The organism is Thauera sp. 2A1, from assembly GCF_009469595.2.
Taxonomy (GTDB): domain Bacteria; phylum Pseudomonadota; class Gammaproteobacteria; order Burkholderiales; family Rhodocyclaceae; genus Thauera.
Map to the genome: position 1 here is coordinate 1 of NZ_SSXV01000084.1, position 2,112 is coordinate 2,112.

5 protein-coding genes are annotated in these 2,112 nt (G+C 28.3%); all 5 read left to right on the top strand.

Translation table 11 applies throughout. The features are described 5' to 3' along the window. The coding region (locus tag GH664_RS22490; protein ID WP_194270479.1) for a hypothetical protein at positions 1-518 on the top strand (518 nt) is incomplete at its 5' end. Positions 519-1,009: 491 nt separating this feature from the next. Then, positions 1,010-1,351, top strand: a complete 342-nt coding sequence (locus GH664_RS22495; RefSeq protein WP_153163800.1) for a hypothetical protein — start codon at positions 1,010-1,012, stop codon at positions 1,349-1,351. Beyond that, positions 1,344-1,634: a hypothetical protein gene (locus tag GH664_RS22500; RefSeq protein WP_153170286.1), complete on the top strand. Its 291-nt coding sequence runs from the start codon at positions 1,344-1,346 to the stop codon at positions 1,632-1,634. Before GH664_RS22495 ends, GH664_RS22500 begins: the two co-directional genes overlap by 8 nt. A 1-nt stretch (position 1,635) precedes the next feature. After that, positions 1,636-1,839: a hypothetical protein gene (locus tag GH664_RS22505; RefSeq protein ID WP_153163799.1), complete on the top strand. Its 204-nt coding sequence runs from the start codon at positions 1,636-1,638 to the stop codon at positions 1,837-1,839. Continuing rightward, the coding region (locus GH664_RS22510) for a hypothetical protein (RefSeq protein ID WP_153170287.1) at positions 1,833-2,112 on the top strand (280 nt) is incomplete at its 3' end. The genes GH664_RS22505 and GH664_RS22510, both read left to right, overlap by 7 nt.

A 2,112-nucleotide genomic window follows, 5' to 3' on the forward strand; every position in this document is an offset into this window, starting at 1 on the left:
ATGAAAAACAGAACTTTTTAAATTCTATAAGAATTAAAGCATCTACTAAATTAAAAAACACAGACGATAATAAAATAATAGATATAATAAGTATAGTAGATGCATTTAATTCATCTTTATCTGTTACTAATTTAATTGAACAATCTTCATGTGTTCCTAAACAGAATATAGTTTTACCTACAGAAATATTAGGTCAAGGTGTAGATCAAATACCTTTACAAAAATATGACATCATTAGAGCGAAAATAGGTCCAGGTACACACTATGGAGTAATCTATAAAATAGATCCTGAACTAAATATTGCTTGGACAGTAAGTATAACTAGCGATATTACTTTAAATAATCTAATTCCTATTAAAAGAAGCAGATTATTTAAAACATTCTTTGTAGCTTATTTTCATCCTGTATTCTTAGACAAGAACAACTACACTTTTTGTAATGTTTTTGATAATAAAGAAGAATTTGACGAAGCTATAAGAATCATTAAAAAGTATTATAAAACAAACTTTAGAGTATGAGAATAGATTATAACAAGGTATCAATTATTCCTTTAGATTATAATAAAGGAGATAAAGGTTTATGACTAGCGGTTAAAAAGAATAACAAATATATTCTAAGATTACTAGCTATATTTGAAACAGCTCTCATTGAACAAATCAAAATAAGCAACAGAGATTTGTTCGATTATAATGTATTTTACAATCTGAAAGAAGCATTATTAGATTATGATTTTACTTTAACTAAAAAGAATTATAATCAATTAGATGCTTTAGCTTCAATAAATGAAAAGAAACATTATGAACAATACTTAAAAACATTTTGTAGATGAAAAAGACTTTAAATCAATTAAAGGCAAGTAGAAGGAACTTATCTCTTATGCTTTTAGCAGGTATGATTACTAATCTGAAACACATTAAACATTTTGTTAGAGATACAGAAATAGTAATAAGAATAGATACTCTATTAGCAGCTATAGAAAGACTCCAATCTTCAATTAAAGAAACTACTTATGAATCGTGGTCGGCATAAAAAGAGTAAAGAAAAAGAATTTGATACTCAAGCAGAAATCTTAGATACTATACGAAAAGAACTTTGGATATTATTAGCAATATATGAAGATCAATCAACATATAATATGAAAGATTATTTTGCAAAAGCGTGGATTAGTAGTAATGATGGAAGAAACTATCATAGTATAGTTGGATGGTATATTAATAGTACGTATTATCTTGATGATTTTATATGTAAAGTTAAAATAACACTTGATGGAGCAACTATTAAAAATAGTATCTATCTAATTAAATTTGAATTTGGAAGTAATTCAAAAATATTTAAATATAAACATGAATAAAAAAGGCTTAAGAGGTTTTATTAGGAATAAATTGCCTAAGACTTGGGAAATTGTTCTTACAAGAGAACGTAAACTTACTGCGTTCATTGAGTATGTATATGAATCAACTCCATCAGTAATGAAGGGAGGTAGAGGTTGGCGACGTGGTGTACATAACATTACAGTCGGATACAATAGATGCAAAATCTATGAAATGTTTCAAGCTGAAAAGAGTAAAGAAGGCTTGATATATTGGGTAGGCATCTATAATAAAATTAAAGATCTTGAACATCAAATGAATTAACATGGAAATTGTTCAATATGTTCGCTGGACTGAACCAGGAGAGCGAGAAAGACTACAAGAAGTAATGCAGCAATGCAGTGGAGAAATGGAATTTAGAAAGAAAGTAGCTTCTGAATTCAACATTAGTCCAATGGATGCAGCAGTTGTAGTAAAGAGATTCAAAAATGAATTTATCAAAATACTTAAAACAAAAGGATTATGTTAAAAGCAGGTATGTGGATCGCACAAGGTCCAGAAACTAATGTATTGCTCCTTTTAAGCGGAGTAGAACCATTATTAGAAGTAGTAGGTGCAATTGATCTTAATTACTTTAAACAGAATGGTAAAGCTAAAGATCTTACTAAAGACAGTCCTGAAGTGGTAGATATTATGATGTATCCTGAAAAGTATACATTTGCATTACCATCTATTACTGAAGTAGTTGATAATGTAGGTATTGGTGATTTACAGACTCTAGAAGGCTTAGGAGAAGATTCTA